At 63.9% G+C, this 15397-nt stretch carries 14 protein-coding genes; 10 read left to right on the forward strand and 4 right to left on the reverse strand.

Annotated elements, in window-relative coordinates; genetic code table 11:
- The first annotated feature begins 11 nt into the window (after nucleotides 1-11).
- The 7 genes from L6639_RS07190 (at nucleotide 12) to L6639_RS07220 (ending at nucleotide 6463) form a co-directional block, all read left to right on the forward strand.
- Nucleotides 12-749, forward strand: coding sequence for a response regulator (locus tag L6639_RS07190; protein ID WP_194464964.1), 738 nt, complete (start codon nucleotides 12-14; stop codon nucleotides 747-749).
- A gap of 410 nt (nucleotides 750-1159) precedes the next feature.
- Nucleotides 1160-1771: a sigma-70 family RNA polymerase sigma factor gene (locus L6639_RS07195; RefSeq protein ID WP_128954513.1), complete on the forward strand. Its 612-nt coding sequence runs from the start codon at nucleotides 1160-1162 to the stop codon at nucleotides 1769-1771.
- A gap of 412 nt (nucleotides 1772-2183) precedes the next feature.
- On the forward strand, nucleotides 2184-2882 hold the full coding sequence (locus L6639_RS07200; protein WP_237860201.1) for a cytochrome c biogenesis CcdA family protein: 699 nt from the start codon (nucleotides 2184-2186) through the stop codon (nucleotides 2880-2882).
- 30 nt (nucleotides 2883-2912) lie between these two features.
- Nucleotides 2913-3476 carry a thioredoxin family protein gene (locus tag L6639_RS07205; RefSeq protein ID WP_237860204.1) on the forward strand — a complete coding sequence of 188 codons (564 nt, stop codon included), beginning with the start codon at nucleotides 2913-2915 and terminating at the stop codon, nucleotides 3474-3476.
- A gap of 85 nt (nucleotides 3477-3561) precedes the next feature.
- Entirely contained in the window at nucleotides 3562-4536 is a 975-nt protein-coding gene (locus L6639_RS07210) for a hypothetical protein (protein ID WP_237860207.1), read from the forward strand.
- 197 nt (nucleotides 4537-4733) lie between these two features.
- Nucleotides 4734-5327: a L,D-transpeptidase family protein gene (locus L6639_RS07215; protein ID WP_237860210.1), complete on the forward strand. Its 594-nt coding sequence runs from the start codon at nucleotides 4734-4736 to the stop codon at nucleotides 5325-5327.
- A gap of 98 nt (nucleotides 5328-5425) precedes the next feature.
- Complete coding sequence (locus L6639_RS07220) at nucleotides 5426-6463, forward strand: amino acid ABC transporter substrate-binding protein (RefSeq protein WP_237861300.1); 1038 nt, start codon at nucleotides 5426-5428, stop codon at nucleotides 6461-6463.
- Between the two features lie 145 nt (nucleotides 6464-6608).
- On the opposite strand, the gene L6639_RS07225 is transcribed toward L6639_RS07220, so the two are convergent.
- Both L6639_RS07225 and L6639_RS07230 read right to left on the reverse strand, forming a co-directional pair.
- Nucleotides 6609-7748: an acyl-CoA dehydrogenase family protein gene (locus L6639_RS07225; protein WP_237860212.1), complete on the reverse strand. Its 1140-nt coding sequence runs from the start codon at nucleotides 7746-7748 to the stop codon at nucleotides 6609-6611.
- 147 nt (nucleotides 7749-7895) lie between these two features.
- Nucleotides 7896-9095, reverse strand: coding sequence for an acyl-CoA dehydrogenase family protein (locus L6639_RS07230; RefSeq protein WP_377818584.1), 1200 nt, complete (start codon nucleotides 9093-9095; stop codon nucleotides 7896-7898).
- Nucleotides 9096-9228: 133 nt separating this feature from the next.
- Here L6639_RS07230 and L6639_RS07235 point away from each other — a divergent pair, with 133 nt between their 5' ends.
- The gene (locus L6639_RS07235; RefSeq protein ID WP_237860216.1) at nucleotides 9229-9774 is read left to right on the forward strand and encodes a carboxymuconolactone decarboxylase family protein; all 546 of its coding nucleotides are present in this window, start codon (nucleotides 9229-9231) and stop codon (nucleotides 9772-9774) included.
- Between the two features lie 90 nt (nucleotides 9775-9864).
- A complete protein-coding gene (locus L6639_RS07240) occupies nucleotides 9865-10359 on the forward strand; it encodes a VOC family protein (protein WP_237860218.1) in 495 nt (164 codons plus the stop codon).
- A gap of 110 nt (nucleotides 10360-10469) precedes the next feature.
- Here L6639_RS07240 and L6639_RS07245 read toward each other — a convergent pair whose 3' ends face one another.
- Nucleotides 10470-11705: an MFS transporter gene (locus L6639_RS07245; protein WP_237860220.1), complete on the reverse strand. Its 1236-nt coding sequence runs from the start codon at nucleotides 11703-11705 to the stop codon at nucleotides 10470-10472.
- 183 nt (nucleotides 11706-11888) lie between these two features.
- Nucleotides 11889-13136, reverse strand: coding sequence for an MFS transporter (locus L6639_RS07250; RefSeq protein WP_237860222.1), 1248 nt, complete (start codon nucleotides 13134-13136; stop codon nucleotides 11889-11891).
- 187 nt (nucleotides 13137-13323) lie between these two features.
- Here L6639_RS07250 and L6639_RS07255 point away from each other — a divergent pair, with 187 nt between their 5' ends.
- Nucleotides 13324-15393, forward strand: a complete 2070-nt coding sequence (locus tag L6639_RS07255; protein WP_237860223.1) for a prolyl oligopeptidase family serine peptidase — start codon at nucleotides 13324-13326, stop codon at nucleotides 15391-15393.
- Nucleotides 15394-15397 lie beyond the last annotated feature (4 nt).

Below are 15397 nucleotides of genomic sequence, written 5' to 3' on the forward strand. Positions count from 1 at the left end.
ATCTGAGTGACATGACACAAAGCCAGCACATCATGATCGTCGACGACGAGGCCCCGGCCCGGGAGATGGTCGGCGATTACCTCAAGATGCACGGCTTCACCGTGACGCTCTGCGACGGCGGCAAATCCTTGCGCGCCGCGATCGACGGCAGCATGCCCGATCTCGTCGTGCTCGACCTCAACATGCCCGAGGAAGACGGCCTCTCGATCATCCGCGACCTCAAGAGCCGCATCAACGTGCCTGTCATCATGCTGACGGCAACCGCGAGCCCGATCGATCGCGTCGTCGGCCTCGAGCTCGGCGCCGACGATTACGTCGCAAAGCCCTGCGAGCTCAGAGAATTGATGGCGCGCATCCGCTCGGTGCTGCGGCGGAGCACGCCGGCGAAATCAGCAGGCAGCGACGCAGCGCCGGCGAAATCGGACAAGGATCAATTGGTACGCTTTGGGACAAAGTGGCTCGATCTCGAAGCCCAGGCCCTGCGCGACGACGAGGGCAATGAGCATCCGCTGACCGCGTCCGAGTTCGGGCTGCTCAAGGTCTTCGCAGCCAATCCGAAGCGCGTGCTGTCGCGCGAGCGCCTGCTGGAGCTCGCCAATGCGCGCGACGCCGAAGCCTTCGACCGCGCCGTCGATCTGCGCATCATGCGCATCCGCCGCAAGATCGAGCCCGACCCGACCAAGCCCGCCGTGATCCGCACCATCCGCGGCGGCGGCTATTTGTTCTCGCCGCAGGGCGAGAAGGCGTAGACCGCGCCTCGTCAGGTGCCGTAGGGTGGGCAAAGCGGAGCGTGCCCACCATTCTCGCAGTATTACAAAAAGATCGTGGGCACGGCGCGAAGGGCGTCTTTGCCCACCCCACAGCACGGTGCTTGGAGCCGGACCTGCGTCGTGACGACGCCGATGGGTGTAACGCGACCAAACGCAAGGCCCGGAAATTCGTTCCTCCCAGTCCCATTCCGCAGTACCGTATTTTCCAAGCCTTGAAATTCCACGCTTTTTTGGTCCGAATGTTTCGTCGCAATTTCTTCGACGAAACAATTTAGCGGCGCACGAAACCATTTTCCCCTTTTCGTGCAGACGTCCCGAAACGATGGCTGATTAACACTTTGGTCCAAGGAAACGCCGCTCGGTTGCGGCGTCACCGGGGAGCCAAGTCAATGCCGAACGTCATCGCCATCAACGCCCAAGCCAGCCAGAGCATCATCGCTGCCCAGGCGACCTCGGACGACATGCTTCTCGAAAGCATTGCCGACGGCAACCGGACGTCCATGCACATCCTCTATTGCCGTCACAATGTGCGGGTCTATCGCTTCATCCTGCGTATCGTGCGTGACGCCACCACCGCCGAAGATCTCGTCAGCCAGGTGTTTCTGGACGTGTGGCGGACCGCCGGCCAGTTCCAGGGCCGCTCGCAGGTCTCGACCTGGTTGCTCTCGATCGCCCGTTTCAAGGCGCTGACCGCGATGCGCCAGCGCCGCTTCGAGGACATCGACCAGGAGGACGTGCGCCAGATCCCCGACGATTGCGACACGCCGGAGACCTCGCTCGACCGCAGCGACACCAGCGCCATCCTGCGCGCCTGCGTCCAGAAGCTCTCACCCGCGCATCGCGAGATCATCAACCTCGTCTACTACCACGAGAAGTCGGTGGAGGAGGTCGGACAGATCATCGGCATCCCTCAGAGCACGGTGAAGACCCGGATGTTCTACGCCCGCAAGCAACTCGCCGATTTGCTTAAGACTTGCGGTGTCGACCGTTTCGCCGCCTAAAGCCAATGATTTCAATGGGATAGGACCGGATTTCCGGTCCCTTCCCGGGACACGAAAGCGTTACCGCCGACGAAACAAATGAAACAAAGCACAACATCAGGCGGAAAAACTTCGTCCCTATAAAGATCACATACGGTTTCGTTAAACCCTCCCAAGACCTCCAGCGACCCGGACGGGATGCCCCCCTCCGGGTCGTTTTGTATTTGGGAGGCCAAGTTGCGATGTTCGTGGCTGCTCCTCAGTGAGGCGGCCAATGCTCCATCATTCCCTCCCCCCTTGTGGGGGAGGGAGCGCACTGCCGCTGTCGCCGACACCGTTGCTCTCCTCCCCCGTCACGAGCGCGTGACACCGCGTAACGATCCACGCCTCCATCGCGAACTGCCCTCGTGACCTCTTTCACGAGTGGCCTGTCATGCTCGAGCTTCTCTTCGCCATCCTCGCCGGCATCCTCACCATCGCCGCGCCGTGCACGCTGCCGATGCTGCCAATCCTGCTTGGCGCCTCGATCGGGCATTCCTCGCGTGCGCGCCCCGCGCTGATCGCGCTCGGCTTCGTCGTTTCGTTCTCCGCGGTGGCGCTGCTGCTCGGTGCGCTGACGAAACTGTTCGATTTCGATCCGAATGTGCTGCGCGAGGCGGCGGCGGTGCTGCTGCTCGGCTTTGGCCTGTTGATGCTGTGGCCGGCGCCGTTCGAATGGCTCTCGATCCGGCTCAATGGCTGGCTCAATCTCGGCGCAGTGGGCGGCGCACAGCGCGAGGGCGCACTCGGGGGGCTCGTTCTCGGCACCACGCTCGGCCTCGTCTGGACACCCTGCGCCGGCCCCGTGCTCGGCTCGATTCTGACGCTGGTCGCGACGTCGAAGAATCTGGCCTGGGCCGGCACGCTGCTGGTCGCCTATGCGATTGGCGCAGCGATCCCGATGCTGGCGATCGCCTATGGCGGACAGGCCGCGACCACGCGCGTGCGCAGCCTGGCGCGCATCTCGCCGCGCCTGCAGCAGGGCTTTGGCGTGGTCGTGATCGCTTTCGCGCTCGCGGCCTACTTCCAATACGACACGCTGATCGTGGCGTGGCTCACCGGCTTCTATCCCACCGGCCAGATCGGCCTGTGATCCCTCACCTCTCGAACGGAGAACATGAACATGACTTTCAAGCTGCTCGCCGTCTCCGCCGCCCTGATCGGCTTCGCCGTCACCGGCGCTGTGATCCCCGGCATCTGCGACGAGGCCACGCCCGCAGTGCCGGTCAAGGTCGCAGCGAGCCAAGCGGTGACCGCGCCCGACTTCGCCGGCATCAGCAACTGGTTCAACTCGAAGCCGCTGAACATCTCTGACCTGCGCGGCAAGGTCGTGCTGGTCGACTTCTGGACATATGGCTGCGTCAACTGCGTCAACACGCTGCCGCACGTCACCGAGCTCTATGCCAAGTACAAGGATAAGGGCCTCGTCGTGGTCGGCGTGCACACGCCGGAATTCCCGTTCGAGCGCTCGGCGTCCAACGTGCAGGCCGCGCTGAAGCGCCACGGCATCACCTATCCGGTGGCACAGGACAATGACTCCAAGACCTGGGATGCCTACCGCAACCAGTATTGGCCGGCTCAATATTTGATCGACCAGACCGGCAAGATCGTGTTCCAACACGAAGGCGAAGGCCGCTACGACGAGATCGACCGTACCGTCGCGAAGTTGCTGAACGCCAGCAGCTAGGCCAACCTGCGGCGGCTTTGCCGTTGCCGCTTGACTCCACGGACCCGTCCGTGGAGTTTCGCGCGCGACGCAATCAGCCGCCGCAATGAACGACGCGACCACCAGCAACGACATCCGCCTTCGCGAGGGCTCCTCGATCGCGCAGCGGCTGGTCGTGGCCGGCTCGGCGGCGGCCGTTGCGCTCTGCTTCACGCCCGGGCTGTTCACCCACGATGCCCTCGAGATCGTCATCTCGGTGGTCGCGCTGCTGGCAGGGGCCGCCTTCGTTGGCGTGGTCATGCTGACGCCGGCGGTGGTGTGGATCATCACGCCGGATGAGATCCTGATCGGACGGCAGCGTCCGTTCGGAAAGCTCCAGACGCGAATCGTCGCGAAGGACGACATCACGGGATTACAGGTTCCCGGCAGCAAGACCGCAAAGGCCCGCTTCCAACTCGCCTTCACGCTGGCCTCGGGCGAACGCCTGACCTCCCCGCCCCTGTCCGACGTCACCCATGTTCATGACACCGTGGCGCGGATCGCGACGCAGTTCGACGTCCCTGATGTCGAGGCCCCCGTCAATCCGCTCGATGCCAGCAATTCCGAGATGCGTCTTGGCGATCCCGTCGAGCCATTTTCGCAGCGAGACCTCAGGATTGCGGCCTTGATCGTCGTCGCGCTGAGTGTCGCACCCTATGCCTACAGGCTCTGGCGTGGCCTGCCGCCCCAATGGATCGACTACTTGCTGCTGCCGCTCGGTCTGATCGCGGCGTTCGGCGTCTACCGATTCGCCAATCTGGTCACCGGCGCGTTCTGGGTCATCCGCGAGGGCGATATTCGTGTCGAACGCCTCTGGGGCAACGGCCAGCCGCGCGTGGATCAAATCGAAGGGCACGACGTGAAAGCGATCACGGTCGATCGCCGCGGCCGCTCCGAGGACGAGCATTGCATTGTGAGGATCCGCCTCCGCTCGGGACGGCGGTTTCGCAGCCCCCGGATCGGTTCGCGCAACGAGGCCCGCGCGGTGGGCGCCGAGATCGTGCGGCGGCTGGGGATCGGGCCGGAGGCTAACCAGATTTAGGACACCTCAACCGACAGGCGAGGTGGCCGATGCGGCTTTTCGCGCCAACCCACCCTGTTCATGGTGTTGATCCTCGTCAAAAAACCAAAGCATTCTCGTGACATACCAACCGGGCGCGCCTTGAACTTGCCACGAAGCTGCCCCTGAGTTCAGATGGACCCTAACGATTTGCGCTGTGGCAGCGGGGAGAGCTTGAAATGACGGATTTTCGTCGCCTGACCGGGGCGTTGTTGGCTGCGATGGGCCTGGTCCTGTCCGTGCCACAAGCTTTCGCCCAGCAGCCCGACCGCGGCGACGAGCCCGGCCTGATCGCCGACGACAGCTACGAGCTCGATCCGGAATGGCAGAAGCAGGTCGTGTACTACCGCACCACCGAAGCGCCGGGCACCATCATCATCTCGACTGCCGAGCGCCACCTCTATCTGATCCAGCCTGGTGGGCGCGCGATCCGCTACGGCATCGGCGTCGGCCGCGACGGCTTCCAGTGGCAGGGCCTGGTGCAGATCACCAATAAGAAGGAATGGCCGGACTGGACGCCGCCACCGGAGATGATCCAGCGCCAGCCTTACCTGCCGCGCTTCATGGCGGGCGGCCCCGGCAACCCGCTCGGCGCCCGTGCCATGTATCTGGGCACGACGGTCTATCGCATCCACGGTACCAACCGTCCCGACACGATCGGCACCAAGGTGTCCTCGGGCTGCTTCCGCCTGGTCAACAACGACGTCGCCGATCTCTACGATCGCGTCCCTGTCGGGACCAAAGTGGTCATCCGTCAGAAGCCCGAACTCTAAGTTCTTGCTCCGAGCATGATCCCTTGGAATTTCCTTGGGATCATGCGTCCCGCCGCTTCCAGAATTCCTTTTCCCGATTTTTTCGAGAGAGCAACATGATGCGCACATTTCGAGGCGGCCTGCTGATCGGGCTCGCGGTCGCCGTGGTGGTCGCTGCCTTGGCCATCACCTACGAGTTCTACGACACCCGCACCTTGAAGCGCACCGTACGCCGCGGCGAAGTGCTGTGCGGCGTCAACAAGGGCCTGCCGGGCTTCTCGATCCCCGACGACAAGGGCAATTGGACCGGCTTCGACGTCGATTTCTGCCGCGCGGTGGCGTCGGCGATCTTCGACGATCCGGGCAAGGCGAAGTTCATCCCGCTCGACGCCAGCGAGCGCTTCAAGGAATTGCAGAGCCGCAAGGTCGACATCCTCTCGCGCAACTCCACCTGGAGCATGTCGCGCGAGCTCGAATACGATCTCTATTTCCCTGCTGTCGCCTATTACGACGGCGAAGGCTTCATGGTGCCGCGCTCGCGCACCAAGGAGACCTCGCTCGACCTCGCCGACAGCAAGGTCTGCGTGCAATCAGGCACCACCACGCTGCTCAACCTCGCCGACTACTTCAAAGCCAACAACATGAAGTATGAGCTGATGAAGTTCGACAAGCTGGAAGACGTGGTGAAGGCCTACGACACCGGCAAGTGCGATACGCTCACCGCCGACGTCTCGCAGCTCTATGCGCTCAGGCTGAACCTGTCCAAGCCCGGCGATCACATGATCCTGCCCGACATGATCTCCAAGGAGCCACTCGCCCCCGTCGTGCGCCAGCGCGACGACGACTGGATGATGATCGTGAAGTGGACGCTCTACGCGATGATCAACGCCGAGGAGCTCGGCGTCACCTCGCAGAACATCGACGAGGCCCTGAAGTCGAAGAAGCCGGAAGTGATGCGTCTGGTCGGCACCGAGGGCAATTACGGCGAACAACTCGGCCTCACCAAGGACTGGGCCGTGCGCATCATCCGCCATGTCGGCAATTACGGCGAGATGTACGAGCGCAATATCGGCGAGAAGTCGCAGCTGAAGATCCCGCGCGGCATGAACCAGCTGTGGAATGCGGGCGGCGTGCAGTATGCACCGCCGATGAGGTAGGGTCAGCTCTCTCCGCCGTCATTGCGAGCGAAGCGAAGCAATGACGGGCTTGAGGTAAGCGCTCCCAACACTCTCAACTGTCATCGCCCGGCTTGCCGGGCGACGACACCGCGTATGAGGCGGGCTCCTCGCGCCTCAGTTCGCCTCAATACCCCCGCGCGCGCGCCAGCTGCTCGGTGTGGTAGTTGGCGTCGCCGAACAACTCTTCGCACACGCGTGCGCGCTTCATGAAGAAGCCGATGTCGAACTGGTCGGTCATGCCCATGCCGCCGTGCATCTGCACGCCTTCCTGCACCGCGCGGGTGGCGGTGGTGCCGGCGCGTGCCTTGGCGACCGCGACGCTTGAAGTGGCCTTCACAACGTCGGCATCCAGCGCCTGCAGCGCCTTCATCGTGGCGGCGCGGGTGATCTCGATGTCGACATAGAGCTCGGCGGCGCGGTGCTGCAGCGCCTGAAATTCGCCGATCAGCTTGCCGAACTGCTTTCTGTTCTTGAGGTATTCGACGGTGCGGCTGAAGACCTCGTCGCTGAGGCCGACCATCTCGGCGGCGACCGCGCCGCGGCCGATATCGAGCACACTATCGAGCAAAGCGGCGCCCTGGTCGACCTCGCCAAGCACGCTGTCGGCGTTGACCTCGACATTGGCAAGCTCGATCCGCGCCGCGTTGTGCGCGTCCACCATGATGGTGCGCTCGATCGACACGCCCTTGGCCTTCGGGTTGACCAGGAACAAGGTCAGACCATCGCGCTCGCCGGCGGAACCGGAAGTGCGCGCGGCGACGATGAACAGGTCAGCAACGTGACCGTCGACCACCAGCGCCTTGGCGCCGGAAAGTTTAAAACCGTTGCCGGCACGCACGGCCTGCAAGGCGGTCTGGAGCGGGCGGTGCTTGGCGCCCTCGTCGATTGCGAGCGTTGCGAGCAGCGAGCCATTGGAGATCTTTGGCAGATATTCCGCCTTCTGCGCGGCATTGCCGCCCCGATTCAGCGCGGAGGCTGCGACCACAGAGGTGGCGAGGAACGGCGACGGCATCAAGGTGCGGCCGATTTCCTCCATGACGACACCGGCTTCCATGAAACCAAGACCGCTGCCGCCGAATTCTTCCGGCACGAGCAGGCCGGCAAAGCCCATCTCGGCGAAGGAATGCCACAGCTCCTTGGAGAAGCCGGTGGGATCCTTGCTGTCGCGCAAGGCGCGCAGGTGCGACACCGGCGCCTTGTCGCTGATCAGCCCGCGCGCGGAATCGCGGAGCATTGATTGTTCTTCGGTGAGGACGAGGGCCATGGATGTGTTTCCGATTCGAAATCTATTTTGCCTTGGTCATTCCGGGATGGCCCAAAGGGCCAGGCCCGGAATCCATCGGGCGGCAGAGTCGGTGGAGGAATGGATTCCGGGCTCGCGACTTCGTCGCGCCCCGGAATGACAGAAGCCTCACGCCCCCGGCAGATCCAGGATGCGCTTGGCGACGATGCCGAGCATGACTTCGGTCGTGCCGCCCTCGATCGAGTTGGCCTTGGTGCGGAGCCAGGCGCGTGGGCGGGCGCCCTGGCGCGAACGCTCGCTCTCCCATTCCAGCGCATCGACGCCGCCGGCCGACATCAGGATCTCGTAGCGGCGCTTGTTGAGCTCGGTGCCGTAATATTTCATCGCCGACGAGAACGCCGGATGCGCCTGGCCTGCCTTGGCGAGATCGACCGCGCGCTCGGCGCAAGCGGCAAGCGCTGCTTCATCGACATCGAAGGTCGCGATCCGGCCACGCAGCATCGCATCGTCGAGCTTGCCTTGCGCATCGGCACCAACGGAATCAGCCGCGATCTGGCCGAGAGGACGGCCGACGCCGCGCTCGCCCATGCCTGAGATCATCGCGCGCTCATGCTGCAGCAGATATTTGGCGACGTCCCAGCCGCGATTGACGGTGCCGACCACGTGCGACTTCGGCACGCGGACGCCGTCGAAGAAGGTTTCGCAGAACGGCGAATATCCGGAGATCAGGAGGATCGGCTTGGTCGTCACGCCCTTCGAGGTCATGTCGAACAGGATGAAGCTGATGCCGTCGTGTTTCTTGGCCGTGGGATCGGTGCGCACCAGACAGAAGATCCAGTCGGCGTAATTGGCATAAGAGGTCCAGATCTTCGACCCCGTGATGACGAAATCGTCACCGTCGCTTTCGGCGCGGGTCTGCAGCGAGGCGAGATCGGAGCCCGCGTTCGGCTCGGAATAGCCCTGGCACCAGCGGATCAGCCCCGCCGCGATCTTTGGCAGATGCTCCTTCTTCTGCGCCTCGTTGCCGTACTTCAAAAGCGCCGGCCCGAGCATCCAGATGCCGAAGCTCGACAGCGGCGGGCGCGCGCCCATCCTCGCCATTTCGGAGCGCAGCACCTTGTGCTCGGCAGCGCTGAGGCCGCCACCGCCATATTCCTTCGGCCAGTCAGGCACGGTCCAGCCCTTGTCGCGCATGCGCTCGAACCAGATGCGCTGCGGTTCGGACGAGAATTTTGCATTACGCCCGCCCCAGAACACGTCGGCATCCGACGTCGCGGGCTTGCGCATCTCCGGCGGGCAGTTCGCCTCCAGCCAGGTGCGCGTCTCGCTGCGGAATTTCGCAAGATCTGCGGTTTCAGACTCGCTCATGGTCGTTTCCATCATCAAAAAACTTGTTGGGCGCGACTCTGGGCCAAGCCCTCGCGGAATTCAACCACTTCCGCAGTCCGTTGTCGGCTATAGTCGCAGCGCGACGGTGCTTGAAAACAAAGAGGAAACGCGAATGCGCCTAAAGCTTCTTTCGCCTGGCGAAATGAACGAGAGCCAGCGGCAGACCTATGACGAGTCGATTGCCGGCAAACGCGGCAAGCCACCGGCGCCGATGATGGCCTGGCTCAACAGCCCCGACATGGCCCGTCACGCCACGCGGCTCGGCGAAGTGCTCCGCTACGACACCATCTTCCCGGCAAAACTCTCGGAGATCGCGATCCTGGTGACGGCGCGGCACTGGAGCGCGCATTACGAATGGTATGCGCACAAGCGGCTCGCGCTGGCGGGCGGCATGAAGCCTGAGATCATCGACGCGATCCGCGATCGCCGCACGCCCGAATTCGACGATCCCAAAGGGAAGATGATCTACGACCTCGCGAAGTCGCTGCATGAGGGGCACGGCGTCGAGAAGGGGCTCTACGATGAGGCGGTGAAGCTGCTCAGCGAGCGCGGCGTGGTCGAGGTGATCGGACTGTGCGGCTATTACACCATGGTGTCGATGACGCTGAACACGTTCGAGTTCGAGCTGCCGGAGGGCGAGGTGCCGGAACTGACATAGTTTCGTATTCGGAAACGATGGGTTTCGGGATAGGCCAATGGCGCTGCCCCGAAGCCGGGCCTATCTGACGTACATCAACGGAGCAGCCACATGTCGCAAACATCACCCGTCGCCGCCGGCACGCGCATCGGCCATGTCCATCTCAAGGTCGCCGATCTCGATCGTGCGCTCGGCTTCTATTGCGGCGTGCTCGGCTTCGAGCTGATGCAGCGCATGGGCTCGGGCGCGGCCTTCATCTCGGCTGGCGGCTATCATCACCACATCGGGCTCAACACCTGGGAGAGCAAGGGCGGCTCGCCGCCGCCGCCCGGCACGACAGGGCTGTTTCACACCGCGATCCTCTATCCGACGCGTCCGGCGCTGGCGGATGCGCTGCACCGGGTTCTGACGGCGGGCATCGCGCTGGATGGCGCCAGCGATCATGGCGTGTCCGAGGCGCTGTATTTGCGCGACCCTGATCAGAACGGCGTCGAGCTGTACTGGGACAAGCCGCGGGAGCAGTGGCCAACAGGGCCGGATGGGAAGCTCGCGATGTTTACCAAGCGGTTGGATGTTGAAGCACTCTTGCGACAACGCGAGGCGTGATGCCGCGGTGAATTTGTTGTCTCGTAGGGTGGGCAAAGCGAAGCGTGCCCACGCATTCTCGCGACGTAGAGACAGATGCGTGGGCACGGCGCTTTGCGCCTTTGCCCACCCTACGGGAGTCTTGTTCTTGGCCTCCCGCGCACCATGATCAGCGCCGCCGCCGCCACCTCCAGCGCGATGCAAAGATAGAACGGCAGCGCGTAACCGCCGGACCAATCGCGCAAGAAGCCGACGACGCCGGGGCCGAACGCATAGGTCACCTGGTTGATCGCGGTGTTGAGGCTGATCAGCACGCCGAACGCGGCACTGTCGAATTCCTGCTGCACGATCAGCGACGGCAGCGTGATGAGATTGCCGACGGAGAAGCCGAACGCCGCACAGGCCGCGATCAGCACATAGTCATTGTGTATGTTAATCACGACGCACAGTGCGGCCGCCTGACTGAGGAACGACAGCGCGGATGCCAGCCGCTGGTTGAGCCGGTCGATCACCATCGAGAAGAGGACGCGGCCGACCACCGCCATCGCGGTGAGCACCGCGACCGCCACGGCCGCGCGCTCACGACCGATCACGGGATCGAGGAACGAGATCAGGTGCACGATGAAGCCGACCTGCGCGAACAGCACCAGCGCGAACGCGACCGTCACCGTGAGGAAGCCGACATCGCGCAGCGCCCAACTACGGATCTGCGTCGAGGATTGCGGTTTTGTCTTTGCTGCCGCCTTCCAACCGTGAAGATCCGGCGGCCGCCCGACAACGACGAGAATGACCGGCACAAGCAGCACCAGCATCGCGCCTGACGTCGCGAACATGGCGTTCGCAAACCCGATATGGCTGATCATCACCACCAGCAGTGGCACGCCGACGATGCCGCCAAAACTGGCACCGTTCAGCGCGAGACTGATCGCCATGCCGCGCTTGTGGTCGAACCAGAGGCTGATCGTGTTGGTGATCATGGCCAGACTTGTGCCGGCCCAGCCGAAGGCGAGCACAGCGTCCGCGAGATAAAGCTGCCATGGCTCGCGCACCGCGCCGATCGCGACGCCGGCGGCGGCCATCGCCAGCGTGCCCGATATCAGGCAGAGGCGCGGGCCATATTTTCGCACGGCCTCGCCGACGAAGACGACCAGCAGCGCGCCGAACAGATAGAAGAACGTTGTGCCCGACGAGACCAGCGATGTCGGCCAGCCCCGCGCGCGCTGCACCTCGGCGACATAGATGCTCTGGCCATAGAAGCCGAGGCCCCAGCCGAAGGTTGCGAGCAGGAAGCAGACCGCGACGATGCGCCAGCCTTCGTAGCGGAGCGAGGATTCATCGATCATGCGGTGTTGAGGATTGTCGAGCATTCGCGCTTCTCCTTCGCATTCCCGCGTTGTGATTGTCTGTCCATGACGACCATCATGTATCGATGTGGAAGCAGAAAATCACTTCGACCTGGATCGAAGTATCGACGCTGCTGACAGCCTCCTGCCATTCTAGTGCGCATGACCTTGTCGGAAAACCGCTGCACACTTTTCCGGATCATGCGCTCAGATCGCGTCCGGGAACTCGCCCATGGCCGCCTCGATCCGCGCCTTGCGGCGGCGGGCCCAGGACGCCAGCGAGAGCGCGACGAGGCCGAGCGCAACTGGCGGAAACACCACCATGTTCACCGCGGACCAGCCATAATTCGCGAGCAGCTGGCCCGAGGAGAACGAGCCGATCGCCATCATCCCGAACACCAGGAAATCGTTGAAGGCCTGCACCTTGTTGCGTTCCTGCGGCCGGTGTGTCTCCAGCACCAAGGCGGAGGCGCCGACGAAGGAGAAATTCCAGCCGACGCCGAGCACGATCAGCGTCGCCCAGAAATGCATCGCGGTGATGCCCGATAGCCCGATGCTGGCGGCGCCGGCTTCCAGCAGCAATCCGACGGCGACGATCTTCGGCGCGCCGAAGCGGGCGATCAGCGCACCGGTGAAGAAGCTCGGACCGTACATGGCGACGATGTGCCATTGAATGCCGAAATTGGAATCGGACAGGCTGAGGCCGCACATCTTCATGGCCAGCGGCGCCGAGGTCATCACCAGATTCATCATGGGGTAGGCGATGACGCCGCAGAGTGCGGCCGCGATGAAGCGCGGCTGGCTCACGATGGTGAGCAGCGGCCGTCCGCCATGCAGATCGGCCGGCGCGGGCTTCGGCATATCGACGCCGGCAACGATGCCCATCGCGACAAGCGCGACCGCGGCCTGCACCAGGAAGCTGAAGGCGAACAGATAGGGCGACCACACGTCCATGGTCCATTGCACCAGCTGCGGACCGAGCACGCCGGCGAACACGCCGCCCGCCATCACCCACGAGACAGCCTTGGGTCGATAAGCCGCGCTGGCGCCGTCGGCCGCGGCGAAGCGATAGGATTGCGCCACCGAGCCGTAGAGGCCGCCGAGAAAGGTCGCGAGACAAAACAGCGCGAACGAGCCGTGCAGGATCGCGAACGAGCCGGTGAGACCGGTGAGCGCGCCGAGGCCGGTGCCGGTGATGAAAGCCGCGCGGCGGCCGAAACGGCGCGAGATCGCGCCTATCGGCAGCGTGCCGGCGGCGAGGCCCACGACGTACATCGACAGCGGCACGGTCGCGAGCGACATGTCGGGTGCAAGCGTGGCGCCGACGATCGAGCCGGTAGCGAAGATCACCGCCGAGTTGGCGCCGGTCAGGGCCTGCGCGGCGGCAAGGCGCACCACATTGGCACGCGCGCGGGCATCATCGGCGATCTCGTTGCTGGCAGTCACGTCAATCATCGGCATTTCCGCCCAGAGGGCCTTGTTGATTCCCGGCACTATGGAGGGGCCGAAGGGGCCGGGCAACCGGCGCAAACGGGCGCAGGCCATGCCTCTGACGCAATTGGGCCAATGATACCGGCCCACGCTCTTGACGGCTTGCGCTCGATCAAATCCTATCCGCGGCGATGTCTTGGGAGTTTCGTAAATGTCCGTCGACGACAGGCCCACGCTCGGCGCTCCCGATGACGATCCCTGGCTCTGGCTGGAGGAGATCGACGGCGCCCGCGCGCTCGATTTCGTCGAGAAACAGAATCGCCTGACCTTGCAGGAATTCGGCGGCGCCGCGTTCGATCGCGACACCGCCATCCTCGCGGCGATCTACGACCGATCGGACAACATCCCCTATGTCACCCGGCGCGACGGTTATCTCTACAATCTCTGGAAGGACGCCGCGAACCCGCGCGGCCTGTGGCGACGCACCACGCTCGCGGAGTTTCGCAAGGCCGAACCGGCCTGGGAGATCATGCTCGATATCGATCAGCTCGCCGCGACCGATGGCGCGGACTGGCTTTTCGGTGGGGCATCCACGCGAGCCGGAAGCACGCGCGTCATCCTGAGCCTGTCGCGCGGCGGCAGCGATGCCGTCACCTTGCGCGAGTTCGATATCGCGACGAAGCAATTCATCGCCGATGGTTTCGTCCTGCCGGAAGCCAAGAGCAGCGTCGATTGGGCGGATGCCGACACGCTGCTGCTGTCGAGCGCGCTCGGCGAGGGCATGGCGACAAATTCCGGCTACGCGAGAACGGTGCGGCTGTGGCGGCGCGGGACCAGCGTCGAGCAGGCCGCCGTGATCTTCGAGACGACCGCCGACCATATGCGGGCCTACAGTTATGTCGACGACACCGCGGCAACACAGCGCGTCTGGTTCATCGACCAGTCGGACTTCTTCAATTTCAGCACCTTGCTCGGCACCGCATCCGGTGCAACCACGAAGCTCGAGCTGCCCAGCAACATCTGGATGCAGGTTCATGGCGACTGGCTCTCGGTCAAGCCACGCCAGACCTGGTCGGTCGCGGGACACACGTACGCCGCCGACGCGATGCTCGGCATGTCGCTGTCCGCATTCCTCGCAGGAAGCCGCGACTTCACGTTGTTGTTCGAACCGGGGTCACGGCGGGCGTTGCAGGGCTTCTTCTGGACCGGCGGCAAGCTCGTGCTTTCGATCCTCGACGAACTGCGGCCAATCTTCGAGATCTGCACGCCATCGCCATCAAACTGGAGCAAACAGCGGCTGCAAGGGTTGCCCGATATCGGCGTCGTCGATGTCTGGAGCCTCGACCGCCACGAATCCCAAAGCAATGGCGACCTGCTCGCCAATGTGCAGGACCCGCTGACGCCGCCGTCATTGATGCTGATCGAGCGCGGCGTCGAAAGCCCTGTCGTGCTGAAGCAGGCGCCGAAGATCTTCAACGCCGAAGGCCTCGTGGTGACGCAGCACGAGGCGATCTCTGTCGACGGCGAGCGCATTCCCTATGTGCAGACTGGCCCCGCCGGCGGGTCAGGCGATGCGCCGGTCTATATGAGCGCCTATGGTGGCTTCGGTCTCGCGGTGAAGCCGGAATACAATTCGTCGCTCGGCAAGCTCTGGCTGGAGCGCGGCGGCACCACGGTGCAGGCAAATTTGCGCGGCGGCGGCGAGTTCGGCACGCGCTGGCACGATGCCGGCCGTTATGCCGGCAAGAAGCTGTCGCATGACGATTTCGCCGCCGTTGCCGCCGACCTGGTCCGCCGCGGCGTGACCACGCCGAAGCGCATCGCCGCGCAGGGCGGATCGAACGGCGGGATCCTCATCACCAACATGCTGGTGCGCTACCCCGAGCGCTTCGGTGCGCTGTTCTGCACCATCCCGCTGATCGACATGCGCCGCTACACCAAGCTGCTCGCGGGCGCGAGCTGGATCGCCGAATATGGCGACCCCGACAAGGCGGAGGAGTGGGAGTGGCTGAAGACCTACTCGGCCTACCACAACGCACAGCCGGGTCAGCCCTATCCGCCGATCCTGATTGCGACGACGCGGCGCGACGACCGCGTCCATCCCGGCCACGCGCGCAAGATGGCGGCAAAGCTCCAGGCGATGGGCTATGAGGCCTGGTTCTATGAGCCGGCCGCCGGCGGCCACGGCTACGGCAAAGATAACAAGGAGCGCGCAGGCTTCCAGGTGCTGGGATTTCAGTTCCTGAAGCAGAAGATCGGCTGGGTAGATGGCGAGGCCTGACGGC

This window comes from Bradyrhizobium zhengyangense (assembly GCF_022012555.1).
Classification (GTDB): domain Bacteria; phylum Pseudomonadota; class Alphaproteobacteria; order Rhizobiales; family Xanthobacteraceae; genus Bradyrhizobium; species Bradyrhizobium zhengyangense.